Origin of the sequence: Thermus sp. NEB1569, assembly GCF_022385295.1 — a bacterium.
GTDB classification, from domain to species: Bacteria; Deinococcota; Deinococci; order Deinococcales; family Thermaceae; genus Thermus; species Thermus scotoductus.
Genome location: NZ_CP092445.1, coordinates 1,228,231 through 1,250,492, shown reverse-complemented (window position 1 = coordinate 1,250,492; position 22,262 = coordinate 1,228,231). Strand labels below are relative to the sequence as shown.

The window sequence follows — 22,262 nt, the reverse complement described above, 5'->3', positions numbered from 1 at the left end:
CCTCAAGGCCACACCTCCCACTCCAGCTCCAGGGGAAGTTCTTCCTGGATCCGCTTTAGGAGTTCCAACACGTCCTTGGCCGTGGCCCGTCCCAGATTAACGATAAAGTTTCCATGTTCTAGGGATACCATGGCATCGCCCACCCTGAGGCCCTTGAGGCCCCGTTCGTCTATGAGCCTTCCTGCGGAGTGGCCCGGGGGGTTTTTGAAGGCGCAGCCGGCGCTTTTCCGCTTGGGCTGGCCCTTCCTGGCGGCGTCCACCTCGGCCATGCGCCGCCTTATCTCCTCCAGGGGGCGCTCTTTCAGCTTCAGGCGGACCCGGGTTACGATGCCCCCGGGGGGGAGGCGGCTTTGGCGGTAGCCGAAGCCCAGTTCCTGGGGGAGGTAGATGTGAAAACGGCCCTCGTGGAAGATCTCCACCGCCTCGAGGGCATCCGCCATCTCCCCGAACCGGGTGCCCGCGTTCATCTTGACCGCACCCCCCACCTGGGCGGGGATGCCGAGGAGGCCCTCGAGGCCGGAAAGCCCTTGGCGGGCAGCCTCCTGTACCAAGAGGGGAAGGAGGACCCCCGCTCCCACCCAGCCCCTTAGGTCATAGGTGGCGAACTCCCCTGCAAGGCGGATCACCCTTTCGGGCACCCCCTCGTCCATTACCAGAAGGTTGGAGCCATTCCCCAGGACCCGGTAAGGAGCCTCCGTGGCCTTAAGGAGGTCCTCCTGGGTTTCCACGGTCCAAAGCTCCGCCGGGCCTCCCACCCCTAAGGTGGTGTAGTCCTTAAGAAGCACCTGTTCAATCCTCATGGACGAGCCTCCAGGCGAGCTCCGTCACGTCCCCGGCCCCCAGGGTGAGCCAGAGGTCCTCTGGGGTGGCGGTGGCCCTGGCGTAGGCCAAGGCCTCCTCCTTGTCCAGAAAACGGGCAGATTTCCCCAGGGCCAGAAGCCGTTCGGCGATCCTTCGGGAAAGGGCTTCGGGGGTGATACCCGCCTTTTCCCCTGCGGTGTACACGGGAAGAACCACCACTTCGTGTGCGGAGGATAGGGCCTCGGCAAAGCCTTCCCAAAGCTCCTGGGTACGGAGGAGGCGGTGGGGCTGGAAGAGCACCCGAACCCGGCGGCCCAGGAGCTTGGCGGTGGCCAGGGTGGCCTTTAGCTCCGTGGGATGGTGGGCGTAATCGTCCACCACCCACGCACCCCGCACTTCTCCGATTTTTTGGAACCGGCGCCCCACCCCCGGGAAACGGGCCAGGCCCTCGAGGATGGCCTTGGGTTCCACCCCGAAGCTTAGAGCGGCTAAGGCGGCAGCCAGGGCGTTTTGCACGTTGTGAGCGCCCGGGACTTGGAGCCTGGCCTCCCCCAGGGTCCGGCCTTGGTACACGAGCTGGAAACGGCTTCCCGTGGGTCCAAGCTCGGTTTCCTCGGCCCAAAGATCCCCTCCCTCCCCGAAAAGCTTCCTGGGGAATCCCTGGGAAAGCCTTAGAAGCCTGGGGTCGAAGGTGGGCACCACCACCGTCTTGGCCCTGCTCAAAAAGCCCCGCATGGCTTTTTCCAACTCCTCCAGGCTCGCATGGTAGTTGGGGGCCCTTTGCCCGGCGGGAGCGATGTGGTCCGCCTCGAGGTTGGTGGCCACCGCCACCGCCACCTCCACCTCCTGGAAGAGGGGATCGGACTCGTCCACCTCCGCCAGGCGGGGGCCGAGGCCGAAGCGGGCGTTTCCAGGTAGGAGGGAAAGCTCGCCCCCGAGGAGTACCCAGGGATCCAGGCCCGCGGCCAGGAGGATGCTGGCCAGCATCCCCGTGGTGGTGGTCTTGCCGTGGGTACCCGTAACCCCCAAGGAGGGTCTTTGCCTTAGCAGATGGGCAAGAAGCTCCATCCTCCTCAGCACCTGCATCCCCTTGCGCCTGGCTTCCTCCACCTCGGGGTGGTCCAGGGGGATGGGAGTGGGAACCACCAGGGTGTCCTCCTCCTGGAGATGGCCGGGATCATGGCCCCTATGGACCGGGACCCCCAGGCTTTCCGCCCGCCGGCCAGGGGCTAGGTCGCACCCGGTTATCTCTATTCCTTCTCCCCGTAGGAGGCGGGCCAAGGCGCTCATGCCCACTCCCTCGAGGCCCATGATGTGTACCCGTGTCATAGGAATTCCTCCAGCCAATCCGCCAGCCTGCCCACGGCGCCCTCAGGGGAAAGGCGGGCCATACCCTCCCGGTAGGGCTCGGGGTGGGCCAGGATCCCTTCCACCTGCTTGGCAAGCCTCGCCAGATCCCCAAGCTCCGCCCCACCTGCCTGCCGGTAGGCTTGGGCGTTGGCCGCCTGGGCACCTCCGTCCAGGCTGGGGGAAAGGGGAAACAGCAAGGCGGGGAGGCGGTGGTAGGCAGCCTCCGCCAGGGTGCCCGCCCCGGCCCGGGCAAGGAGGAGATCCGCGGCGCTCATGGCCAGGGGTGCGTCCACGAACCCCGCAATCCGGTAGCCATCTTCCTCCAGATGCCGGTAACGCTCCAGCCAGCGCTCCCCCACCTGGTGAAGGACAGGGAGGCGTAGGGGTTTCAGCAGGGGAGGGAGCTTCTCGTTGAGCTCCAGGCTGCCCTGGCTTCCCCCGAGAATGAGGAGCAAGGGCTTGTCCGGGGGAAAGCCCAGCCTGGCCTTGGCCTCGGCCTTGGGGTAGCGTACCTCCCGCACGGGGTAACCGGTGACCCGGGCCTTGCGGGCAAGCCCGGGGGAAAGGGTTACCGGCACGGAGAGGGCGAGACCCCGGGCCAGGGGGGCGAGGAGCCTTATGGCCAGACCCAGCTTGGCGTTTTGCTCGTGGAGGAGGACGGGAATCCCCTTAAGTTCCCCCACCATGGCCCCGGGAAACCCGGCGTACCCTCCGGTGGAGAGGATGGCCCTGGGCCTTGTCCCAACAAGAAGGCGCCAGGCGGCCCTAAGGCCTAGGAGGAGTTTCTGGGCTTCCTTTGGCCTGAAGGCACTTCGGTCCAGCTTGCCTGCGGGGATCAAGGCGTGGGGGAGGGAGGTCTCGGGGAGGAGGCGGGCCTCGAGGCCCCCTTGGCTTCCCAGGTAGAAGACCTCGAGGCCCCGCCTCCTAAGTTCCTCCGCCACCGCCAAGGCGGGGAAAAGGTGCCCCCCGGTTCCGCCCCCGGTCAGGAGGACCATGGCTCCACCCCCTTCCTGGACGCTTCCCGGGCCAGGCGCATCAGGGCGCCCACGGCGAAGCTGGAAACCAAAAGGGAGCTTCCCCCATAGGAAACCAGGGGAAGGGGTACCCCCGTGACCGGCAGGAACCCCACGGTCACCCCGATGTTCAAAGCAGCCTGCAGGGTGAGGTAAAGGGTAAGGCCCAGGGCCACCAACCCCAAGGGTCCAGGGAGCCTGAGGGCCAGGGAGAGCCCCCGGGCGAAGAGAAGGAAGTAGAGCAAGAGCACCATGAACCCTCCCAGCCAGCCGGTGGCGAAGACCACGCTGGCAAAGACCATGTCGTTGTGGGCCTCGGGCAGGTGCGGCAGGTTGCCGGAAGGACCCTGGCCAAGGGGACCGGCCAGGATCAGGGCCTTCTGGGCCTGGAGAACCTGGTAGGCGGTCTGGGAGGGGCTGGCTTCACCTTGAAGGTAATCCACAAAGCCCGTAAAGCGCTCGGACACATAGCGGAAGCGGGCGAAGTAGATCCCGGAAAAGGGGGCTAGGACCATGGTCCCTGCCAGGCTCACCATGATGAGCCTCCGCCAGGGTACCCCCGCCAGGATAAAGAGGAGGCCAGCCAGGGTTACCAGGAAGAGGGCAGTGGCGAAGTCGGGTTCCACCAGCACCAGCCCTGCGGTGAGGCCCACCAGGGCTGCGGCGCCCACGATGGGGTAGTCGTTTCCCTTCCGCCCCACGAAGGAAGCCAGGTAATAAACCAGCACCACCTTGGCGAGTTCCGAGGGTTGGAAGGCTAAGGGCCCCAGGTAAAACCACCGCCGCACCCCTCCCGGGCCGCTTCCCACCATGAGGACCAACGCGAGGAGAACGAAGGTGGCGGCAAGCAGGAAGCGGGCGTGGCGAAGGAGCCTTGCGGGAGGCAGGAGAAGGCCCAGGATCATGGCCCCAAGCGCCACGCTGATGCGAAGGAGATGGTTGGGAAGGAGGGTTGGCTCGGCCACCCCCACCCCCAGGAGGCCGAAGGCCATGAGGAGAAGGGCGCTTAGGAGGAGGATGGGATCCATGGCTCACCTCCTAGGGCGTAGACCGCTTCCCGGAAGGCTTGGGCGCGGTCCTGGTAGTCCCTGAACTGATCGAAGCTGGCGGCCAGGGGAGCCAGGAGGACGCTTCCCCGTTCCAGGCGCTTTAAGGCCTCGGCCACCGCCTGCCGTAGGGCGGCCCGTCCATCGGTCTGGGGGAGGACCACCACCTCCACCCCACCCCCTAAGGCCTCGGCCATCTTGGGGCCATCCCGGCCGGTGGCCAAAACCACCCGTACCCGGGAAAGGAGAGGGCGTAGGGCCTCGAGGTCGGCTCCCTTGTCCTCCCCGCCCAGGATCCAGGCGATGGGGGCCGGGGCGGCCTCCAGGGCAGCGGCCACCGAGGGAGTGCGGGTGGCGATGGAATCATCGATGAAAACCACCTCCCCCTTCCGGGCAAAGATCTGGAAGCGATGGGGAGGGGAGGGGAGGGTTTTTAAGCTTTCTTGAAGAAGATCGGTGTTCAAGGGGCGGCCCAGGAGTTCCAGGTAGGCCCGGGTCGCCTCGAGGGCCGCTCTTAGGTTGGTTTCCCTGGGGGAGTTCCCCGGGGTAAAGGGGTAGAGCCGGGCGGGGGAGGCCAGGGCCGCTTGCCGCACCTTGGGGTCCCCTTCGTTGTAGACCAGGGCGTCCTCAGGGGTGAGGTTCTTGAGGAGGTTCAGCTTGGCCTGGTGGTAGGCTTCCACGCTTCCGTGCCGGTCCAGGTGGTCCACCCCCAGGTTAAGGAGGACCGCCACCCGGGGGCGGAAGACGTGGATCCTTTCCAGCTGGAAGCTGGAAAGCTCGGCCACCGCCACCTCAGCCTCGTCCACCACGCTTACCAAGGGGGGATCCACGTTGCCCCCTTCCAGGGCCTTAAGCCCCTGCCCCCTAAGGAGATGGGCGGTGAAGAGGGTGGTGGAGGTTTTGCCGGCGGTGCCGGTGATGCCGATGATGGGAGTGGAGGAGAGGCGGTAGGCCAGCTCGGCCTCCCCAAGGATCAGGGCCCCGCGGGCCTTCAGGGCCTCGAGGTGGGGGTGGAAAAAGGGTACCCCAGGGGCGGCCACCACCTCCGGGTAGTCCCCCTCCAGGTTCCAGTCCGGAGTAAAGCCCAGGTTCAAAGCCTCCTGCACCTCTATTTCCTTGGAATAGTCGTCGTAGAAGCGGGCGGGAAGTCCCCGCTTCCTCAAGAAGCGCAGAACCCCAAGTCCGCTTCGTCCCAGCCCATAGACCAGGATCATGCTCCTCCCCCCAGGCTGAAGGCCAAGGCCGTGGCCAAGGCGGTGAGGACGGTGAAGCGGAAGACGATCTTGCTTTCCTCCCATCCGGAAAGCTCCAGGTGGTGGTGCAGGGGGCTCATGCGCAGAAGGCGCTTCCCCGTCCTCCGGAAGTAGAGGACCTGAACCACCACGGAGAGCACCTCCAGTACGGGGATGATGCCTGCCAAGGGCAGAAGCCAAAGCTTTCCCGTAAGGGTGAAAAGCCCGGCCAGCATGGCCCCCAGGGCCTGGCTTCCCGTGTCCCCCATGAAGACCTTGGCCCGGGGGGCGTTGTGCCAGAGGAATCCCAGGAGGGCGCCCAGGAGGGTTTGGGCAAAGGGGTAAGGGTAAAAGGGAAGGAGGAGCACGGCGGCGATGCTGGCTAAAAGCCCATCCAGACCATCCGTGAAGTTGAAGGCATTGGCCGCGCCCACCACCGCCAGGAGGATGAGGAGCACATCCGCAAGGGGCCAGGGAGTGTAGGCCACCTCCCGCACCGCCCAAAGGGCAAAGATCAGGGCCATGAGGGTCTGCAGGGCGAGTTTCTCGCGGGCCCTTAGGGGCCGGGCGAGGCTTCCCCCCAGGTCGTCCAAAAGCCCCAGGAGGGCGAAGCCCAGGCCCAGGAGCCAAAGGCCGGCGAACCCGTCCCGCCCTATCAGGCTGTAGGCCAGAAAGCCGGCCAGGAGAAAGGCCACACCCCCCATGCTGGGGGTACCCTGCTTGGCCAGGTGGCTTTGAGGCCCGTCGGTACGCACCTTCTTGCCCAGGCCCAGGCTTCTCATGAACACGATCCAGACTGCCGTGAGGAACCAGGAGAGGAGAAGGGCTAGGGCCATACCACCTCCTTGCAGGAAACCACCCGCCTGCCCGGGGTGAGGTAGAGGGTTTCTCCCCAGGCGGCAAAGTCCTGGGCTTCCGCCACTGGTTTGGCTCCCTCAGGCCGCACCAAGTAGACCCAGCCTTCCATGAGGGCCACCACCCCGCAGGCCCCGGGCTGGGCTTTGCGGACAACCTGGGGCAGGGGGAGGAGGAGGCCCTCCGGGTAGAAGTAGGCTTCCTGGCCCAGGGCCACCACCCCGGCGTCCAAGGCCACTACCTGGGAGAAAGCCCCCGGGCGGAGAAGGGTGGCTTCCCGGTAAAGCCCCTTTTCTCCTACCCAGAAGAGCCCTTCATGGCTCCAGGCGGCGTCCCGGGCAGGGTAGGGGAGAAATTCTTCCTCCGTGTACACGCCTTCTCCTAGCCCCACGACCACTTTCCCTGAAGAGGCCCTAAGAAATCGTGGGATGCCCGGCAGGGGAAGGCTTTGCCAATAGCCATCCCGGTAGATGAGAAGCTGGTACGGGTAGGCGGCGTAGAGGCTTTGCTGGTCAGCATCCAGCAAGAGGGGAGGTCCTGGCAGGGCCACAAAGAAGCGGCCCGTCACCCATCCTCCCTCAGCAAAGCCGCCTGGGTAGGAAAGCACAGGGGCAGTGGCCTGGAGGGGAGCACAGGCGCTGAGGAGGGCGAGAAGGGCCAGGGCGTTCAGGCGTCCCATAGCTCCAGAATCCTTTCCAGACCCACGCTCCTCGAGGCCTTCAGGTAGACCAGGTCCCCAGGCTGAACCCGTTCCTTGAGCCAACCTACGGCTTCCTCGAGGCCCTCTGCTGCTTCCCCGTCTAAGGAGGCCTGGGCCTTGGCGTAGGGACCCAGGTACAGGGGCTTAAGGCCCAGCCGGGCTGCTTCCTGGGCCACTTCCAGGTGAAGCCTTAGGGCTTCCTCCCCCAGTTCCCGCATCTCCCCCAGGACCACCCACTTCCTGCCGGGTTGCAGGGCCAGCCAGGCCAGGCCCGCTTTCACCGAAAGGGGGTTGGCGTTGTACGCGTCGTTCAAGAACACCACCCCATCCTTTTCCCGCCGCTCCATCCGCCCCGGGGGAAGCACCAGGTGGGCTAGCCTCTCCGCCACTTCCTTGGGATCCTGGCCCAGCATCTCCGCCACCCCCAAGGCGGCCAAGGCGGCCAGGGCCGGGCCCATGCCGGGGTAGGGGATATGGACCTCGAGGGCCCCGTAGCGGAAGCGGCTTTCGTGAAGGAGAAGCCTCAGGTCCTCTCCCCGGAAGGTGGCCTCGCCAAAGCCGTAAGTGGGAAGGCCCCGGCCCCGGCCGAAGCGCTCCAGGACCTCGGCCGCCTGGAGGCTCACCAGGGCCTGGGGGGCGGAGAGCAGGCCGGCTTCCTCCTCCACCACTCCCTGGAGGCTGCCGAAGGCTTCCAGGTGTTCCTCTCCCAAGGCGGTGAGTACCGCAAGGTGCGGCCTGGCCAGGCCCATGAGCTCGGCCATCTCGCCCACCCGATCCACCCCGAGCTCCACCACGCAGCCCGGGGCCTGGGGATCCAGCCTCAGGAGAAAGCGGGCGAGAGGCGGAGCCGTGTTCTGGTTGCCCGGAGGAGCGGGGAACCCCAGGCCTTGGGCCAGGGCTTCCTTGGTGGTGGTTTTGCCCGAGCTGCCTCCCACCGCCACCACCTGGCCGGGGAAAAGCTCCCGCAAGGCCCTTCCCAGGTGGAGAAGGGCCTGGTGGGTGTCCGCCACCTCCACCGTGGCGGGTCCTGGACGGTCGGAGAGGACCAGGTGGGCTCCTTTGGCCCGGGCTTCGTCCACATACTCCCGTCCATGGACCCGTTTCCCGGGCAAGGCCACGAAGAGGCTGCCGGGGGTGGTCTCGCGGCTATCCCAGTGGAGGTCGTGCACGGCTTTTCCCCCAGGGTGAAGCCTTCCCCCGGTGGCCCTGGCCACCCACTCCGGCGTTACTTCCCTAACATGATGAAGATACACAAGCCACTCACCGCCCTTCAGCATAGGGGGGTATGCCCCGGTACGCCAAGAGCCCGGCGGCCACCTCCCGGAAGATGGGGGCGGCCACCTGGCTGCCGTTGATCTCCCCCTTGGGGTGGTGTACGGCCACCACCACGGTGTAAAGGGGCTCATCCCCGGGAACGAACCCGGCGAACCAGGCGGTAAAAACCTCCTTGGAATACTTTCCGTTTACCACCACCTGGGCGGTTCCGGTCTTGCCCGCCAAGGGGTACCCTGCTAGGGAGGCACGGGGAGCAAGGCCTTCTTTCAGGGCCTGGCGGATGGCCCTGGCGGTGGCGGGGGAGAAGACCCGCTCAGGCTGGCCTTCTTGCTGGGCGAAGAGCCTGGGTGGGCGGTAGAGGCCGTCCACCAGGGTGTTGAAGGCAGCGGTGAGGTGAAGGGGAGTGATAAGGAAACCCTGGCCGAAGGTGTGGTTGGCGTAGGCGGCGGAGCTCCAGGTACGGGGAGGGGTAACGACTGGGCTAGCCACCCTGACCCCGGGCAGGAGGGTGGGGTCAGTGAGGTGTAGTCGTTCCATATAACGGTAAAACTCCTGCTTGGGCATCGCCTCGGCCAGCAGGCTGATGCCCACGTTGGAGGAGTAGCGAAGCACCTCGGCCAGGGTGAGGACGGAAGGGTGGGGAATCACATCCCGGATGGTCCATTCGTCCACCACTCTCTGCATGGGGGCTTCCACGGGGGTGGTGAGGCTGGCCGCTCCTTCTTCTATGAGCATGGCGGCGGTGAGGGCCTTCATGGTGGAACCGGGCTCCAGGGGTACGAGAAAGGCGTGGTTCCGCCAGGAGATGTCCCGGTTGGGATCCCCCCTGGGGGCTAGGGGATCAAAGGCTGGCCCGTTGGCCACGGCCCTGAGGTTGCCTTCCCGGTCCATGACCAGCAGGGTGCCAAAGGCTCCCCGGCTTCGCGCCAGGCCCTCCCAGAGGGCCTTCTCCGCCAGGGCTTGGATCCAGGGGTCCAGGGTGAGGGTGAAGGAGCGGCCTGCCTCCAGGGCCCCGTTCAAATCCCGTTCCAGCCCCTCAAGCCCCTTCCCCGTGCCCCGTTCCCCGAAGCCCAGGAGCTGGCTGGCGCTTTTTCCCAGGGGGTAGTAGCGCCCTTCCTCGAGGTCCAGGGCCAAGGGGGTGCCATCCTGGGCATACAGGGTGCCTCGAGGGGGAGCGGCGGGAGGCAAGGGAGCGGAGAGCCTTGGAGGGCGGGCGATCAGGCTGTAAAGGCCCAAGCCGAAGAGGGCCACCCAGAGGGCGAATCCCAGAAAAACCCAGGAGACCCGGCTTACCCCTACGGTCACTCCCCCCACCTCCCTTGGCTCATGGGCACGAAGCCCTTTTCCTTGGCCCAGGAGAGCACCCGGTGGGGCTCGTTGGCCTGCCACCTCTCCTTGAGCAAGGCTTCCTCCCGGGCTTTGAACCTGGCGAGCTCCTCTTCCATCTTGGCCAGGTGCGCCTTCTCCATTTGGTTGCGGTGGCCCACGGCGAAGACCAGAAGGAGGGCTAGGAGGTAGAGGAGGCCGAAGCGAAGGGTTGTGCCCAGGCTTCCCTGGCGGTGCATCAGGCCACCTCCTTCTCCGCCGCCCTGAGCTTGGCGCTACGGGACCTGGGGTTCTTCGCTACCTCCTCTGGGCTTGGGGTGATGGGCTTTTTGGTGAGTATCTTGAGGCTGCTTTCCTTCAGGAAGCGCTTCACCACCCGGTCTTCCAGGGAGTGGAAGGTGATGACCAGAAGCCTTCCTCCAGGGGCCAAAACCTCCTCGGCTTGCCTGAGGAACTCCTCCAGGGCACCCAGCTCGTTGTTCACGTACATCCGGATGGCCTGGAAGGTTTTACGGGCGGGGTGTCCTGCCTTCCGGAAGCCCACCGCCCGCCGCACCACCTCGGCCAGCTCCAGGGTGGTGCGGATGGGGGCTTTCTGCCTTCTCTCCACGATGGCCTTGGCGATGCGATGGGCCTGCTTCTCCTCCCCCAGGTCCAACAGGATCCGCCGGAGGTCTTCCAAGGGAAGGGTGTTCACCACCTCGTAGGCGGTGGGGCCCTCCTCCCCCATGCGCATGTCCAGGGGACCTTCCCTCTGGTAGCTGAAGCCCCGCTTGGGATCCTCCAGGTGGAAGCTGCTCACCCCTAGATCCGCCAGGATGCCCGCCACCTGGCTAACCCCGGCCTCCTGGAGGACTTCCTTTAGATGGCGAAAGTTCCGCTGAAAAACCCTAAGCCCAGGGAGTCCCAGGGCCCTTGCCCGGGCCACGGCCTCGGGGTCCTGGTCCAGGCCGATGACCAGGCCTCCGCGTTCCAGGATGCCCTTGGTGTGCCCAGCCCCCCCCAAGGTGGCGTCCACGTACACCTGCCCCGGGCGGACTTGCAGGAGGTTTAGAACTTCTTCGTAAAGAACGGGAATGTGCTCGGTAATGGCGTCCATAGTCTCCTATCCGATAAGCCCCTTGAGGGCCTCGGGGGCCGGGGGGTTTTGCATGATCTCCTCAATGGTCTTCCACCAGCGTTCCTGGCTCCAGATCTCCAGCCGTCCCGGGGCGCCGGCGATCACCACCTCCCCACCTTCCTGAAGACCAGCGAACTGGCGGAGGGGTGGGGGAATCAGGACCCGGGAGGCGTTGTCCATGCGGGTTTTGTGGGCCCCGGAGTAGAAGAAGCGCACGAAGGCCCGGGCCTGGGCGTCGGTGAGGGGGAGGTTGACCAGCTGCTCCTCAATCTTGCGCCAGCGGTCCGAGGGAAAGACGTAGAGGCAGCCCTCCATTCCGCGGGTGAGCACCAGGCCGTCCTCGAGGAAATCCCGGAAGGGGCCGGGGATCACCACCCGCCCCTTGTCGTCCAGGCTGTACTGATACTCGCCGAAGGGCATTTCCCACCTGGTCCCACCCTCTGGGGCTGGCTGGGCTTGGGCGTCCGGTTTGGAGCCTTACCCGCAGAGGAGTTCTTGCCCAGGAGTATAGCACGGATTCCCCACAGTTTTCCACTACCTCCCACCTAGGTCCCACTTGGTTCCCACCCCGGATGCAAAGAAAAACCCCAAGCCGAAGCTTGGGGAGCCCCAGGATAGGGCGTAAGCCGGGTTCTGTTTTCGGCGGTCATCTCTCTGGGACCGGCGTCGCCGCCGGCCTCAAGCGGCCCATCCCAGGGGTTGTGGCGGGCCGGGCAAGCCCTTCCCCTCTACTGGGCCTTGCACCGGGTGGGGTTTGCCGTGCCGCCCCTGTTTCCAGGAGGCGCGGTGGGCTCTTACCCCACCGTTTCACCCTTGCCCGCACCAGGCCTTGGCCTGGCCGCTGGCGGTCTTTTCTCTGTGGCACTTTCCGTCGGGTTACCCCGCCCAGCTGTTAGCTGGCACCCTGCCCTATGGTGCCCGGACTTTCCTCACCCGGGAGGTTCGGCTCCCGGGCGCGACCGCCCCCCTGTCCTGGGGCATCCTTTATTCTAGTCCAGTTAGGGAGTAAAGTGAAGGCGTGAGGCTTCCCTGGTATCTGCCCCTTCTCCTCCTCTTTTTCGCCCTGGTGGGGCTTGGGGTTTTGGGGATTCTCTGGCTCCTGGCGGTTTTGGGCGTGGGGGTAGGGGTGTTCTGGATGGCCTGGGAGCGGCTACGCCGCCGCCTCTTCGGACCCAGGTGGCGTCGCCTGCCCCCGCCTTGAGGTTGCGGGATGCCCCGGGGTCCTGGTAGAGTAGGAGATGGTTTTGCGCACGGCCAAGACCGTGCGAAAGGAGGCGAAACGTGAAGGAAGGCATCCACCCCAAGCTGGTTCCCGCCCGCATCATCTGCGGTTGCGGCAACGTCATCCACACCTATTCCACCCGCCCGGAGATCCACGTGGAAGTGTGCAGCAACTGCCACCCCTTCTACACGGGGCAGCAGCGCTTCGTGGACACGGAAGGCCGCGTGGAACGCTTCCAGCGCCGCTACGGGGATTCCTACCGCAAGGGACGGTAAGGGCAGGTTTTTGGTCTCCGGCGAGGCCTTAAAGGGCCTCGCCGTTTCCGTGGTTAGGGTCAGGAACAGGGTTTCCCGTGGCGGCTCCCTTCGGCTTATTCCCAGCACTTCTATGGGGAATGGCTCAGTACACGTCAAAACGTGGGACCACCCCTTTAGGATGGACCTGCGCCCACGTGGATGGGCAGGTACCCATAGGAGGTGGTCCCCATGGAACAGCTTACCCCACTCATCAACGCCTTGAAGCGATACTGGAAGGCCGACCTCAGGCGCCTCACCTTCCTGGCCGCCCTGGTGATGGCTCTGGTCACCGCCCGCACCACAAGCGGCCCCAGACTCGCTCTTTCCCTCGGCTCCATAGCCAGCCCTGACCCCCGCTCCGCCTACCGAAGGTTCCAGCGGTTCTTGGCCTGGCCGGGGCTGGACGGGGAGGGCTATGCCCGCTTCATCTTCGCCCTCCTCCGACCCCAAGGGCTCCTCCTGGTCATGGACCGGACCGAGTGGGAGCTGGGGAAGAGCAAGGTCAACCTCCTGATGCTGGCCTTCCTGTACCAAGGCCTGGCCGTCCCCCTGTTCTGGAGCTTCCTTCCCCACGACGGCAACTCCTCCACCCCCGAACGCATCGCCCTGATGGAGAGGGCCTTGGCTTTCCTGAGGGCCCACTTCCCCCACCTCCGGGTGGAGGGGTTCCTGGCGGATCGGGAGTTCATAGGGGAGGCGTGGTTCCGGTACCTGGAGGAGAAGGGCATCCCCCGGTGCATCCGAATCAAGGCCAACACCCGGATGTGGCGGTTGGGCTCGGGCCCTCGGGCCTGGGAGCTCTTTGCCTCCCTGAAGGTGGGAGAGAGCCGGGTGCCCAGGCGGCGGTACTGGGTCTACGGGCGGCGCATGTGGGTGGTGGGGTTGCGCCTTGGGGTCCGGGAGTGGCTGATTGTGGCTACGGACCTGGACCCTCACCGGGTGCTGGAGGTGTACGGGCTCAGGTGGGGGATAGAGCGGCTCTTTGGGGCCCTGAAGGGGCGGGGATTTGACCTGGAGGCCACGCACGTGACGCGGGGGGAGAGGCTTTCGCGGCTTTTGGTCCCCTTGAGCCTGGCCTTCGTGTGGGCGTTTCGGACGGGGCTTGTGCTGCACCGGGTGCGTCCGGTGAGGCCCAAGAAGCACGGGAGGCTGGGACAGAGCCTCTTCCGGGCGGGGCTGGACCTGCTCACCCTTTGGGCGCTTGCCCTCTGGGGTGCAGGGGGAGGAAGGCGCGGAAGTCCCTTGGGGTTATGCCCTATGGAGGTTTTGACGTGTACATAGGGGGAATGGGGCAGATGTGCTTTTATCGTCCCCTCTTCCCCAGGATCGCTCCTTCCGCTAGCTATTCGTCATAAGCGCGGGCCAGGGCCTCTTCGTGGGGGTTGAGGGGAGTTGGCAAAGAAAGACCAGGGCCTTCCCCTCAGAGCCTTCCTCCAGCATCCTCCGAACCCGGTCCAAGGCCGCCATTTTGGAGAAAGTATATCCTATGCCCGGGTAGAATCTGGGCCAGGATGCCCCCGGTACTGCATCGTCAGGGTTGGATTGAGGTTATCACCGGGCCCATGTTCTCGGGCAAGAGCGAGGAACTCATCCGCAGGGTCAAGCGGGCCCTCATCGCCCGGCAGCGGGTTTTGGTGTTCAAGCCCCGGCTGGACACCCGCTACCACGAAAGCCAGGTGGTGAGCCACGACGGCCAGCGGGTGGAGGCCATCCCCGTGGGCGATGCCAGGGAAATCAAGGCGTACCTATCCCCCTTGCCCCAGGTGGTGACGGTGGACGAGGTCCAGTTTTTGGATGCCGGCCTTCTCTCCCTGGCGGAGGATCTGGCCTGCCAGGGCGTACGGGTGATCCTGGCGGGGCTGGATTTGGACTTCCGGGGTGAGCCCTTCGGCCTCATGCCCGAGCTTTTGGCCCAGGCGGAGTTCGTGGAGAAGCTTACGGCCATCTGCGCCCAGTGCGGAGCCCCTGCCACCCGCACGCAGCGCCTGGTGAACGGGAAGCCCGCCCGCTACACGGACCCCGTGATCCTGGTGGGAGCCAAGGAGCACTACGAGCCCCGTTGCCGGGCCTGCCACCAGGTGCGCTACTGAGAGAGGGGCAGGGGAGCCCCTTTGCGCTTCTTGAAGCGCACCTCCAACACCCCTTGCCGGAGGCTTGCCTGGGCGGTGCCCTCCTCGATGGGGCCGGGCAGGTCCAGGGTGCGGCGGAAGGTGCCCATGGGCCGTTCCTCCAGGAGGTAGACCCCGGGCAGGGGATGGCGGATCCCGGCCAGGGTGATGCGGCTTCCCTCCTCCAGAAGCTCCAAATCCTCGGGGCGCACCCCGGGGAGGTCCACGAGGAGGACGTAGTGGTCCTCGTCCTCGAGGAGGTCCACCTTGGGGGTCCAGGCGGCGGGTTCCTCCCCTGTGAGCTGGTAGGCCAGCTCGGCGATGCGCTCCTGTAGCTCTTTCAGCTTGCGCAGGGTCTCCAGGCGGTCTAAGCGCTCCAGCATGCCCTTAGCATAAGGGATGTGAAGGCGATCCCGGTCCTGGCGGGCCCCACGGGGAGTGGGAAGACCCTCCTGGCCTTGAGGCTTGGGGAGGAGCTTCCCCTCGAGGTGGTTTCCGCCGACGCCACCATGGTCTATCGGGGCCTGGACATCGGCACGGACAAGCCCAGTCCGGAGGAAAGGCAAAGGGTTCCCCACCACCTGGTGGACATCCTGGAGCCCTCCGAGGCCCTGAGCGTGGTGCGCTGGGTGGAGCTGGCGGAGGCGGCCATCGCCGATATCCTGGCCCGGGGAAAGGTGCCTTTGGTGGTTGGGGGGACGGGGTACTACATCCGGGCTCTTTCCCAGGGGCTTCCCACCCTGCCCCCACCCGATCCAGAGGTCCAAGAGGCCCTTCGGCGGGAGCTCGAGGAAAGGGGTCTTGAGGCCTTGGTGGCCGAGCTTTCCCGGGTTAGCCCGGAGGATGCCCTGCGGGTGGATAGGAACCCTAGGCGGCTGGTGCGGGCTTTGGAGGTAGTAAGGCGCACGGGAACGCCCCCTGCCCGCTTTCCCCTTCGCCCACCCCGGTTCGCCTACAGGAAACTGGTTCTCTGGCCTGAGCGCACCTGGCTTTTTCCCAAACTGGAGGAAAGGGCCAGGTGCCAGTTCGCCCGGGGTCTGGTGGAGGAGGTGAAGCGCCTGTTGGAGCGGTACCCCGCCATGCCGACCGCCCTTCAGGCCATCGGCTACAAGGAGGTGGTGGGGTACCTTCAGGGTGCGTACAGCCTGGAGGAAGCCCTGGCCCGGGATATCCGGGCGGTGAAGGCCTACGCCAAAAGGCAGTACACCTGGTTCCGCCACGAACCCGGGGACGTCACCTATTTGCCGAGGGGAGGGGAGGAGGCTTACCGGGGCTTTCGGGACTGGCTTGATCTCCACTTCGGGCTATAGTAGGGGCATGTTGGCCCACGAGATCCGCGCCAAGGTGGCGCAAGGGGAGGTATCTCCCCTGGAGGTGGCCCAGGTTTACCTGGAGCGGATCCGCTCCTTGGACCCAGGCCTTGGAGCCTTCCTCACGGTAAACGAGGGGGTGCTGGAGGAGGCCCGTTCCCTGGATCCTTCCCTTCCCCTTGCGGGGCTTGTCGTGGCCGTTAAGGACAACATCGTCACCAAGGGAATCCCTACCACGGCGGGAAGCCGGCTTCTGCAGGGTTTCCTGCCCCCTTACGAGGCCACGGCGGTGGCCCGGCTAAAGGCCCTTGGCGCCCTGGTCATAGGCAAGACCAACCTGGACGAGTTTGGGATGGGTTCCTCCACCGAGCACTCCGCCTTTTTCCCCAGCCGGAATCCCTTTGACCCCACCCGGGTGCCCGGGGGGTCCAGCGGGGGAAGCGCGGTGGCAGTGGCGGCGGATCTGGCGTCTTTGGCCTTGGGGTCGGATACCGGGGGAAGCGTGCGCCAGCCTGCAGCCTTCTGCGGGATCTATGGCCTTAAACCCACCTATGGCCGGGTAAGCCGCTATGGCCTTATCGCCTACGCCTCGAGCCTGGACCAGATCGGCCCCATGGCCCGCTCGGTGCGGGATCTCGCCCTGGTCATGGACGCCATCTCCGGTCCCGATCCCCTGGACGCCACCAGCCTGAACCTGAAGCCCCGGTTTCAGGAGGCCCTGGCGGAGCCCTTGCCCTCCTTGCGGCTTGGGGTGGTGCGGGAGGCCCTTTCCGGGAATAGCCCCGGGGTGGAGGGGGCTTTGCGGCAGGCCTTGGAGGTTTTCCGGGGGCTTGGCCTTCAGGTGAAGGAGGTCTCCTGGCCTTCCCTGCCCCTGGCCTTAAACGCCTACTACATCCTGGCCCCCGCCGAGGCCAGTTCCAACCTGGCCCGTTACGACGGGACCCTTTTCGGCTATCGGGCCGAAGGGGAGGAGCTGTGGCGGGTGCTGGAGGAGACGCGGGCCCGATTTGGCCTCGAGGTGAAGCGCCGCATCCTGGTGGGCACCTTTGTGCTTTCCAGTGGGTACTACGAGGCCTACTACGGCCGGGCCCAGGCCTTCCGCAGGCGGCTTAAGGCGGAGGCCCAAGCCCTTTTTCAGGAGGTGGACCTCCTCCTCCTCCCCACCACCCCCCATCCTGCCTTTCTCCTGGGAGGCAGGCCCGATCCCCTGGCCATGTACCGGGAGGACCTCTACACCGTGGGGGCTAACCTGGCGGGCCTTCCCGCTCTATCCTTCCCAGCCGGCTTTGAGGATGGCCTTCCTGTTGGCCTTCAGCTTTTCGCTCCCTGGGCGGGGGATGAACTCCTCCTGCAGGCGGCCTTGGCTTTTGAGGAGGCTACCGACCGGGTTTTCCTTCGTACCCCTTTGGGCGAGGCTTTGTAGTGGAGGCTTTCTTTCGCCACCGCCTGGCCACCCGCCTGGCCCGAAGGCTTAGGGCCGAGGGCAGGCCCTTGCCCCTTCCCGCCCTGGGGGAGGCCCTGGGGCTAAGGGGTCCGGTGGAGCCCGTGGTGCGGCCCCTCTTGGACGGGCGCTTCCGCTTGGGGGAGGAGGTGGGGCTTTGGGAGTGGCACTACCCTTTCCCCTATTCCGGGGAGGCGGTGGTGGTCTTGGACCTGGAGACCACCGGGCTTTCCCCCGGCCTCAACGAGGTGATCGAAGTGGGCTTGGTGCGGCTGGAGCAGGGAGAGCGCAGGAGCTTTCAGAGCCTGGTGCGCCCAAGCCGCCCTCCCAGCCCCTTTATCGAGAGGCTTACGGGGATTCGCGCTTGGGAGCTGGAGGAGGCTCCTTCCCTCGAGGAGGTTCTGGAGAAGGCCTACCCCCTCTTGCGGGGTGCCACCTTGATGATCCAAAACGCCAGCTTTGACCTGGGGTTTCTGCGGCCTGCCCTGGAGGGCATGGGCTATTCCCTGGAGAACCCGGTGGTGGACACCCTCCGCCTGGCCAAAAGGGCCATGCCTGGCCTCAGGCGCTACGGCCTGGACGCTCTTTCCCAGGTCCTGGAGCTTCCTCCCAGGGAAGCCCACCGGGCCCTTGGGGATGTGGAGCGTACCCTTGCCGTGGCCTACGAGGTGTATTATATGCTCACTTCAGGGATTCCCCGTCCCTTGGTGGACCTCGGGAGGTGATATGACCGCACGCTATGTGCTGACCAGCACCTGTATCCAAACGGGAACCATGACCTTAACCGTCTCCCTCCGCCAGCATCTCCTCGGCAAGGAGCGGGTGCGCTTCGTGGACGAGGATGGGGAGGTGTACGAGGTGGAGGTGGACTGGAAACAGGGGGTGGCGCGGGGGCTTCTGCCCTACTATCAAAAGCGCCGCCTTGCCGTGAACGAGACCATCCTTCTCCACTTCCGCGGGGAGGAAGTGGAGCTTAAGGCCACCCCTAGGGGCCTCCCCCGGCTTGGGCAGGCGGAGTCCAGGGAACCTGCCCAGCCCGAGAGGCGGGAGGCGAGGCCGGCTGCTTCCGGGAGGGAATCCAAGGAGGCAGGGGATCCCAGGCCGGAGAAGCGGCGGGTGCGGGTGACACCCTATCCCAAGGAGGTGCTTTTCCCCAACGAGCCGCAAAGGACCTTGGAGCCCCCTGGGGTTACCGAGGACTTGAGGCGGCTTGGCTTTCTCCTGGAAGGCGGCCCGCCGTGGGTGTACAAAGCCCCCTTGGGGCGCCGCCAAGTGCTTCTGGTGCTGCTGCGTCCGGGGGAAGGGGAGCCCAGCCTGCTCAAGTCCTACCGCCAGCAAGGGGCGTACGTGGTTATCCTGGCGCCGGAATCCCACAAGGAAGGGGTGCCGGAGGGAGTGGGATACCTGTCCCCGGAGGCGGTGAGCCGCCTGGTGCGCCTTAAGGCCCGCTTTCCCCTTTCGCCTTTGGACCTGGAGGACCTTCTTCGGGAAGGTTTTGTGGACATCGAGGCGGTGGAGTCCCTGGAGGACCGGCTGGTGGCCGAGCTTTCCGAGCGCGGGGCCTTCGCTGCCTTCCTCCTTTTGCTTTCCCGCAAGTCCATGGGGGAGGTGTTTTTGCTGGCGGATCTGGAGGCGGAGGCCGTGGAGGAAGGCCTCATCCCCGAGGTGGTGCGCCAGGGGGTGGAGGTGCTTTCCCAGCCTCCCTTCCTCGTGCTCAAGCGCCTCTCCCCGGGGGAGTTCCTCCTCCGGCAGGAGGTGGAGGAGGCCCTTCGGGACCTGGAGGCCTTTGCCCAGGGGCTTAGGGGCCGCTTGAACCGCGTCCGTGGGTCTTTTTGACCAGGCTGGCTTCCCCCAGGGCCAGGTCAAAGCTCTGCCGGGCCCTTTCCTTTAGGGCCGCCACCTTTTCCCAGTCGGGGTAGCGGCCATACATGGCGGCCTTGGAAAGCTTGATGGGGTCGCCGGGGAGCTCCTGGTAGTAGGCCCCGGTTTCCTTGGCGAAGGCGGCCACCTTGGGGTCGTAGGAGAGGGCGGCGAAGGGGGTGCCCGCCGCCGCCGCCAGAATCAGCCCGTGAAGCCGCATGGAGATCACGTAACCCGCCTGGGCGGCCAGGTAGAGGACCCGCCTGGGATCGGCGGTCTTCTCCACCCGGTGCAGGCGGAAGATCTCGATGACCTCGTCGTCGTATCCGGGTTGGAGGAGGAGGACCAGCACCCTTCTTCCCTCGTGCACCAGGTGGTTGGCGGTGATGTAGAGGTTGGTGAGGGCTTCCTGGTCCACCCCAGCCCGAGGAATGACGAGAACCAGGTCCTCTTCCCGCTTTACAGGGGGCGGGGTGAGGAGGAGGGCAGGGTCGGCACCCAAGGCGGGGGAAAGGCCGAGGTTCTTGGCGTATTCCCAGGAATCCTGGTCGCGAAGGATTATGGGCACGCCCCGCAAGGCCCGTTTCACCTGCTTTTCCCCCCAGGGGGTGAGGGGGCCGAGGGACTGGTTGAATACCACCACCCTCTTGCGGAAGAAGCGGGCAGTCCGGAGCACGGACAGGTAGTAAAGAAGGCTTAGGGAGCTGGTGGCGTCCTGCAAAAGCCCTCCGCCCCCCAGAAGCCAGAGGTCCGCCTGGAGAAGAGCCAAGGGGTTTAGGCGATGGGCGGCCCGGATCCCGTGCTCCTTGGCGGTCTGTTTGGGATCGCCGGAAAGGGCGAGAACCTGGTGCCCCCGGGCTTTCAGCTCCCGGGCGATGGCCTCGAGGATGGCCTCGTCCCCGGCGTTTTTAAACCCGTAGTACCCCGCTACTCCAACCACCATGCCCGAAGCCTCCTTACCAGCATAACCCCGAGAAGCCCGAGGGAAACGCCCAAAAGCGCCCCGTTCACCACCCTGAAGAAGGAGATAGGAAGGGGGGTGTGGAAGTGGCTGAAGGTGTTCAGGATGGAGGCCACCCCGAGGGCGGCAAGGAAGAGCATGCTGTTTTGCACCCACCTCGGCCAGGGAAGGAGGAGGGCCAGGGGGAAGAGGGCGTGGCCGAAGACCTCCTTGAAGCGGGGGCGCACCATGAGGTCCTGGAGGAGGCTCCTAAGCTTTAGCTCCAGGTCCGGGACCAAGGGGGCCTCGTTGCCCCGGCGCAGGAGAGCCAACAGGAGAAGGGCGAGGGCCATCCCTGCCAGGGCCACCTCCCCCAGGCGCAGGGGATGCAGGAAAAGCCGGGTCAGGGTTTCCTTGTAGTTCCTGTCCAGGAAGCTGAGGGCCACCAGGAGGGGAGGCACCAGGAGGGTGAGGGAAACGCCCTTGAAGGCCTGAAGCCCCAGGATGGTCTCCGGGGTGGAGCCCAGGGCCGAGAGGAAAACCGTCCCGGCCAGGGCGTAGCCCAGGGTGCGAAGCCACATCCAAAGGCCATTCCGGGGACCCAAAAAGCCCAGCACGGGGAAGACCAAAGCAGCTAGAAGGGCTCCCGCCTGGCTTCCCGCATACCCCAGGGCCAGGAGAAGAAGGAGGAAGGCCACCCCCGGCCCGTACACGGATAGCCCCAGGGCCAAAAGCCCTAGCCCCGATACCACCCCCACCCAGGCGGCCAGGCGGAGGGGGCTTGGCGTGAACTCCCGGGGCTTGGGGTGACCCAGGGGGATGCCGCTAGCCGCGAGCCCCTCCTGGATCCGCGCTAGGAGGCGCTCCGTGTCCTGCCGGTAGGGGTAGGGCCTTAAGTAAAGGAGCTGGTGCCCCCGTTCCCTGGCGGCCAAAACGTACTTGTCGGCGGCTTCCTCGGGGGTCAGGGTGAGCTGCCACTCGTAGCGTAGGCTGAAAAGCCTCAGGATGCCCTTTTCCCGGTAGGCGGCAAGCCCGGGCTGGGGCGTGCCCTCAATGAGGGCCACGGGTACCGGGACCCGCTCTTGGGCTTCCTCCAGGCGGTAGGGGTAGCCCAGGGCCTCGAGGCCAGCGAAGACCACGGCGTCCGCTTCCTTGGGAACGATGGGCAGGGAAGCATCCAGGCGGCGGTAACGCTGGTTGATGGGGCGGACCGCCACGAAAAACCCAGCTTCCTTGGCAGCCCGGACCTCCTCCAAGGGATAAAAGGCAGGGAAGGCCTGGACATCCAGGGGGAAGCCCAGCCAAGGACCCACCCATTCGTGGGGAAGGTCATAGGCCGCCTGTAAGAGCTCCAGAAGCTCCCGGTTGCCCCGGAGGTAGTACCAGTTGGGTTTGGCGGGTAGCCCCGCTTCCAAAAGCTCCCTCCCGCTCCGGTAAAGAAGTTCCCCTTGCCCCACCCAGTCCTTCACAAGCCGTTCCGGGAAGGCCACCCCTCTGACCCCCAGGGGGCGGTAGGACTCCAGCACCTCTAGAAGGCTTTTCCCTTGGCTTTGGGCTTCCTCCTGCAGGGCTTCCGCATCCAGGAGGAGCACCACGGGACCTGGCCGCTCCGCCCGCAGGCGGGGTGGAAGGGCCAGGAGGGAGGGCACCAGGGCCAGGAGGAGGAGAAGGTGGAGGAACCTTTTCATGCTACCCCCATCTCCGCCAGGCGGGCCAAGGCCTTGGCCTTGAGCATCTCCAAGGCTACCGGGTTCTGCCCGCCACCGGGCAGGATCACGTCCGCATGCCGCTTGGTGGGTTCCACGAAGGCCAGGTGCATGGGTTTTACCTTTTCCAAGTACTGGCGCACCACGCTTACCAGGCTACGTCCTCGTTCCTGGACGTCCCGCTCCAACCGCCGGATGAAACGCTCGTCGGCGTCCGCATCCACGAAGACCTTGAGGTCCATAAGGGCCCTTAGGGGTTCGGGGTAGAGGACCAGGATGCCCTCGAGGATGACGACGGGAGCGGGCAGGACCCTTTCCGTCTTCGGGCTTCGGGTATAGGCCCGGAAGTCGTAAAGGGGCATTTCCACCGCCTGCCCGGAAAGAAGGGTGTGCACGTGCTCAAGATAGAGGGGAAGGTCAAAGGCCTCCGGGTGGTCGTAGTTGGCTTGGAGGCGCTCCGGGAAGGCCACGTGGGAAAGATCCCGGTAGTAGTGGTCCATGGGGAGCAGGGCCACCCGTTCCCCCAAGGCCTTGGCCAGGGAGCGGGCCAGGGTGGTTTTGCCGCTGGCGCTTCCCCCAGCGATGCCTATGATGAAGGGCTTATCCCGCCGGCTCACCCCTCCATGATAAGGGCGGGGGAGGGCATCCCCCGCCCAAAGGC

Annotated in this window: 24 protein-coding genes and 1 other RNA gene; 8 read left to right on the top strand and 17 right to left on the bottom strand. The window is 65.8% G+C overall.

The features are described 5' to 3' along the window. Nucleotides 1-2: 2 nt before the first annotated feature. The 13 genes from MI302_RS07195 to rnpB form a co-directional block, all read right to left on the bottom strand. Nucleotides 3-800 carry a UDP-N-acetylmuramate dehydrogenase gene (locus tag MI302_RS07195; RefSeq protein ID WP_239725316.1) on the bottom strand — a complete coding sequence of 266 codons (798 nt, stop codon included), beginning with the start codon at nucleotides 798-800 and terminating at the stop codon, nucleotides 3-5. Continuing rightward, nucleotides 790-2,130, bottom strand: coding sequence for a UDP-N-acetylmuramate--L-alanine ligase (murC, locus tag MI302_RS07190; protein WP_239725315.1), 1,341 nt, complete (start codon nucleotides 2,128-2,130; stop codon nucleotides 790-792). Before murC ends, MI302_RS07195 begins: the two co-directional genes overlap by 11 nt. Beyond that, nucleotides 2,127-3,146 carry a glycosyltransferase gene (locus MI302_RS07185; RefSeq protein WP_239725314.1) on the bottom strand — a complete coding sequence of 340 codons (1,020 nt, stop codon included), beginning with the start codon at nucleotides 3,144-3,146 and terminating at the stop codon, nucleotides 2,127-2,129. The genes murC and MI302_RS07185 overlap by 4 nt, the downstream gene beginning before the upstream one ends. Next, nucleotides 3,134-4,192: an FtsW/RodA/SpoVE family cell cycle protein gene (locus MI302_RS07180; protein ID WP_239725313.1), complete on the bottom strand. Its 1,059-nt coding sequence runs from the start codon at nucleotides 4,190-4,192 to the stop codon at nucleotides 3,134-3,136. Before MI302_RS07180 ends, MI302_RS07185 begins: the two co-directional genes overlap by 13 nt. Next, on the bottom strand, nucleotides 4,171-5,424 hold the full coding sequence (gene murD / locus MI302_RS07175; RefSeq protein WP_239725312.1) for a UDP-N-acetylmuramoyl-L-alanine--D-glutamate ligase: 1,254 nt from the start codon (nucleotides 5,422-5,424) through the stop codon (nucleotides 4,171-4,173). The genes MI302_RS07180 and murD overlap by 22 nt, the downstream gene beginning before the upstream one ends. After that, on the bottom strand, nucleotides 5,421-6,278 hold the full coding sequence (locus tag MI302_RS07170; RefSeq protein ID WP_038028286.1) for a phospho-N-acetylmuramoyl-pentapeptide-transferase: 858 nt from the start codon (nucleotides 6,276-6,278) through the stop codon (nucleotides 5,421-5,423). The genes murD and MI302_RS07170 overlap by 4 nt, the downstream gene beginning before the upstream one ends. Continuing rightward, nucleotides 6,269-6,976 (bottom strand): hypothetical protein, encoded by a 708-nt coding sequence (locus MI302_RS07165; protein WP_019551123.1) that lies wholly within the window; start codon nucleotides 6,974-6,976, stop codon nucleotides 6,269-6,271. The genes MI302_RS07170 and MI302_RS07165 overlap by 10 nt, the downstream gene beginning before the upstream one ends. Beyond that, nucleotides 6,964-8,274, bottom strand: a complete 1,311-nt coding sequence (gene murF / locus MI302_RS07160; RefSeq protein WP_239725311.1) for a UDP-N-acetylmuramoyl-tripeptide--D-alanyl-D-alanine ligase — start codon at nucleotides 8,272-8,274, stop codon at nucleotides 6,964-6,966. Before murF ends, MI302_RS07165 begins: the two co-directional genes overlap by 13 nt. Further along, on the bottom strand, nucleotides 8,258-9,577 hold the full coding sequence (locus tag MI302_RS07155) for a penicillin-binding protein 2 (RefSeq protein ID WP_239725310.1): 1,320 nt from the start codon (nucleotides 9,575-9,577) through the stop codon (nucleotides 8,258-8,260). Before MI302_RS07155 ends, murF begins: the two co-directional genes overlap by 17 nt. Further along, nucleotides 9,574-9,837 (bottom strand): hypothetical protein, encoded by a 264-nt coding sequence (locus MI302_RS07150; protein WP_239725309.1) that lies wholly within the window; start codon nucleotides 9,835-9,837, stop codon nucleotides 9,574-9,576. The genes MI302_RS07155 and MI302_RS07150 overlap by 4 nt, the downstream gene beginning before the upstream one ends. After that, nucleotides 9,837-10,697: a 16S rRNA (cytosine(1402)-N(4))-methyltransferase RsmH gene (rsmH, locus tag MI302_RS07145; RefSeq protein ID WP_019551119.1), complete on the bottom strand. Its 861-nt coding sequence runs from the start codon at nucleotides 10,695-10,697 to the stop codon at nucleotides 9,837-9,839. The genes MI302_RS07150 and rsmH overlap by 1 nt, the downstream gene beginning before the upstream one ends. A gap of 6 nt (nucleotides 10,698-10,703) precedes the next feature. Then, entirely contained in the window at nucleotides 10,704-11,138 is a 435-nt protein-coding gene (mraZ, locus tag MI302_RS07140; RefSeq protein ID WP_038028266.1) for a division/cell wall cluster transcriptional repressor MraZ, read from the bottom strand. A gap of 186 nt (nucleotides 11,139-11,324) precedes the next feature. Next, nucleotides 11,325-11,693: RNase P RNA component class A (gene rnpB, locus MI302_RS07135), an RNA gene on the bottom strand. A 43-nt stretch (nucleotides 11,694-11,736) separates the two neighbouring features. Here rnpB and MI302_RS07130 point away from each other — a divergent pair. The 4 genes from MI302_RS07130 to MI302_RS07115 all read left to right on the top strand — a co-directional run bounded on the left by MI302_RS07130 (nucleotide 11,737) and on the right by MI302_RS07115 (nucleotide 14,326). Further along, complete coding sequence (locus tag MI302_RS07130) at nucleotides 11,737-11,919, top strand: hypothetical protein (RefSeq protein ID WP_019551117.1); 183 nt, start codon at nucleotides 11,737-11,739, stop codon at nucleotides 11,917-11,919. Nucleotides 11,920-11,999: 80 nt separating this feature from the next. Beyond that, nucleotides 12,000-12,215 carry a 50S ribosomal protein L31 gene (gene rpmE, locus MI302_RS07125; RefSeq protein WP_015717326.1) on the top strand — a complete coding sequence of 72 codons (216 nt, stop codon included), beginning with the start codon at nucleotides 12,000-12,002 and terminating at the stop codon, nucleotides 12,213-12,215. 210 nt (nucleotides 12,216-12,425) lie between these two features. Further along, nucleotides 12,426-13,517, top strand: coding sequence for an IS4 family transposase (locus MI302_RS07120; protein ID WP_014514485.1), 1,092 nt, complete (start codon nucleotides 12,426-12,428; stop codon nucleotides 13,515-13,517). Nucleotides 13,518-13,747: 230 nt separating this feature from the next. Then, nucleotides 13,748-14,326: a thymidine kinase gene (locus tag MI302_RS07115; protein ID WP_239725308.1), complete on the top strand. Its 579-nt coding sequence runs from the start codon at nucleotides 13,748-13,750 to the stop codon at nucleotides 14,324-14,326. Here the strand turns inward: MI302_RS07115 and MI302_RS07110 are convergent. Then, complete coding sequence (locus MI302_RS07110) at nucleotides 14,320-14,727, bottom strand: Hsp20/alpha crystallin family protein (protein WP_015717323.1); 408 nt, start codon at nucleotides 14,725-14,727, stop codon at nucleotides 14,320-14,322. The genes MI302_RS07115 and MI302_RS07110 overlap by 7 nt on opposite strands. 18 nt (nucleotides 14,728-14,745) lie before the next feature. Between MI302_RS07110 and miaA the strand changes: the two genes are divergently transcribed. Genes miaA through MI302_RS07090 form a run of 4 tightly spaced genes read left to right on the top strand, consistent with a single transcriptional unit; the run spans nucleotide 14,746 to nucleotide 18,931 of the window. Then, on the top strand, nucleotides 14,746-15,654 hold the full coding sequence (gene miaA, locus MI302_RS07105) for a tRNA (adenosine(37)-N6)-dimethylallyltransferase MiaA (protein WP_126170632.1): 909 nt from the start codon (nucleotides 14,746-14,748) through the stop codon (nucleotides 15,652-15,654). Between the two features lie 7 nt (nucleotides 15,655-15,661). Next, nucleotides 15,662-17,077 (top strand): Asp-tRNA(Asn)/Glu-tRNA(Gln) amidotransferase subunit GatA, encoded by a 1,416-nt coding sequence (gene gatA, locus MI302_RS07100; protein ID WP_239725307.1) that lies wholly within the window; start codon nucleotides 15,662-15,664, stop codon nucleotides 17,075-17,077. Next, nucleotides 17,077-17,820 carry a PolC-type DNA polymerase III gene (locus tag MI302_RS07095; RefSeq protein ID WP_239725306.1) on the top strand — a complete coding sequence of 248 codons (744 nt, stop codon included), beginning with the start codon at nucleotides 17,077-17,079 and terminating at the stop codon, nucleotides 17,818-17,820. Before gatA ends, MI302_RS07095 begins: the two co-directional genes overlap by 1 nt. 1 nt (nucleotide 17,821) lies before the next feature. Beyond that, nucleotides 17,822-18,931 (top strand): hypothetical protein, encoded by a 1,110-nt coding sequence (locus MI302_RS07090; RefSeq protein ID WP_239725305.1) that lies wholly within the window; start codon nucleotides 17,822-17,824, stop codon nucleotides 18,929-18,931. Here MI302_RS07090 and csaB read toward each other — a convergent pair. From csaB to udk, 3 genes are read right to left on the bottom strand one after another with little or no spacing between them, the layout of a single operon-like run. Then, the gene (gene csaB, locus MI302_RS07085) at nucleotides 18,894-19,898 is read right to left on the bottom strand and encodes a polysaccharide pyruvyl transferase CsaB (protein ID WP_038069504.1); all 1,005 of its coding nucleotides are present in this window, start codon (nucleotides 19,896-19,898) and stop codon (nucleotides 18,894-18,896) included. The two genes, MI302_RS07090 and csaB, sit on opposite strands and share 38 nt — an antisense overlap. After that, nucleotides 19,883-21,583, bottom strand: coding sequence for a DUF5693 family protein (locus tag MI302_RS07080; RefSeq protein ID WP_239725304.1), 1,701 nt, complete (start codon nucleotides 21,581-21,583; stop codon nucleotides 19,883-19,885). The genes csaB and MI302_RS07080 overlap by 16 nt, the downstream gene beginning before the upstream one ends. Beyond that, a complete protein-coding gene (udk, locus tag MI302_RS07075) occupies nucleotides 21,580-22,218 on the bottom strand; it encodes a uridine kinase (RefSeq protein ID WP_239725303.1) in 639 nt (212 codons plus the stop codon). Before udk ends, MI302_RS07080 begins: the two co-directional genes overlap by 4 nt. Nucleotides 22,219-22,262: the final 44 nt, after the last annotated feature.

Coding starts and splice junctions, on each gene's coding strand:
- MI302_RS07195 (WP_239725316.1), bottom strand. CDS start 800: ATGAGGATTGAACAGGTGCTTCTTAAGGACTACACCACCTTAGGGGTG.
- murC (WP_239725315.1), bottom strand. CDS start 2,130: ATGACACGGGTACACATCATGGGCCTCGAGGGAGTGGGCATGAGCGCC.
- MI302_RS07185 (WP_239725314.1), bottom strand. CDS start 3,146: ATGGTCCTCCTGACCGGGGGCGGAACCGGGGGGCACCTTTTCCCCGCC.
- MI302_RS07180 (WP_239725313.1), bottom strand. CDS start 4,192: ATGGATCCCATCCTCCTCCTAAGCGCCCTTCTCCTCATGGCCTTCGGC.
- murD (WP_239725312.1), bottom strand. CDS start 5,424: ATGATCCTGGTCTATGGGCTGGGACGAAGCGGACTTGGGGTTCTGCGC.
- MI302_RS07170 (WP_038028286.1), bottom strand. CDS start 6,278: ATGGCCCTAGCCCTTCTCCTCTCCTGGTTCCTCACGGCAGTCTGGATC.
- MI302_RS07165 (WP_019551123.1), bottom strand. CDS start 6,976: ATGGGACGCCTGAACGCCCTGGCCCTTCTCGCCCTCCTCAGCGCCTGT.
- murF (WP_239725311.1), bottom strand. CDS start 8,274: ATGCTGAAGGGCGGTGAGTGGCTTGTGTATCTTCATCATGTTAGGGAA.
- MI302_RS07150 (WP_239725309.1), bottom strand. CDS start 9,837: ATGCACCGCCAGGGAAGCCTGGGCACAACCCTTCGCTTCGGCCTCCTC.
- rsmH (WP_019551119.1), bottom strand. CDS start 10,697: ATGGACGCCATTACCGAGCACATTCCCGTTCTTTACGAAGAAGTTCTA.
- mraZ (WP_038028266.1), bottom strand. CDS start 11,138: ATGCCCTTCGGCGAGTATCAGTACAGCCTGGACGACAAGGGGCGGGTG.
- MI302_RS07120 (WP_014514485.1), top strand. CDS start 12,426: ATGGAACAGCTTACCCCACTCATCAACGCCTTGAAGCGATACTGGAAG.
- MI302_RS07115 (WP_239725308.1), top strand. CDS start 13,748: ATGCCCCCGGTACTGCATCGTCAGGGTTGGATTGAGGTTATCACCGGG.
- MI302_RS07110 (WP_015717323.1), bottom strand. CDS start 14,727: ATGCTGGAGCGCTTAGACCGCCTGGAGACCCTGCGCAAGCTGAAAGAG.
- gatA (WP_239725307.1), top strand. CDS start 15,662: ATGTTGGCCCACGAGATCCGCGCCAAGGTGGCGCAAGGGGAGGTATCT.
- MI302_RS07090 (WP_239725305.1), top strand. CDS start 17,822: ATGACCGCACGCTATGTGCTGACCAGCACCTGTATCCAAACGGGAACC.
- csaB (WP_038069504.1), bottom strand. CDS start 19,898: ATGGTGGTTGGAGTAGCGGGGTACTACGGGTTTAAAAACGCCGGGGAC.
- MI302_RS07080 (WP_239725304.1), bottom strand. CDS start 21,583: ATGAAAAGGTTCCTCCACCTTCTCCTCCTCCTGGCCCTGGTGCCCTCC.